We start from the raw sequence: 466 nt of genomic DNA on the forward strand, positions 1-466 counted from the left end.
GACCGCATCAACATGAACGAGGCGGGACAGGGGCTTCAGGACAACGAGCCGAACAACCGCACGGCACCCCAACAGGGCGGGTCCGAAGGCGGACGGCCCGAAGGCCCGTCTGACGCCTCACAGCCCCAGGCAGATAGCGAGGATGCGATGAAGCGGCTCATCGAGAACACGGATCTGACCCGTGAGGAAGCGTTCGAGGCCCTCAATGGATCATAATCCAACAGAGTGGGTTGTCGCTGACCCCGACACCACGCCGAGAAACGAGACGGATTACTGCTTCCCCGACGATTGGGGACTTCGAACACCCGAACAGAAAGACGAGTGGTTCTCCGCAGAGCGAGCGTACAGGCAGGCGATGCGGCAGGATACTACGATGGGAGAACGACTCCGTGACCAACACTCCCCGTCTGAATTTCGGGTTGATACATAATGAGTAGCCACCCTATCCCCGTCAACCGTGGAGTCT

At 59.7% G+C, this 466-nt stretch carries 1 protein-coding gene; it reads left to right on the forward strand.

The window, feature by feature from the left end; translation table 11 throughout:
- On the forward strand, positions 1-216 hold a 216-nt coding region (locus tag EXE42_RS19825), incomplete at its 5' end, for a hypothetical protein (protein ID WP_206750762.1).
- Between the last annotated feature and the right edge of the window lie 250 nt (positions 217-466).

This window comes from Halorubrum sp. SP3 (genome assembly GCF_005435195.1).
GTDB classification, from domain to species: Archaea; Halobacteriota; Halobacteria; order Halobacteriales; family Haloferacaceae; genus Halorubrum; species Halorubrum sodomense.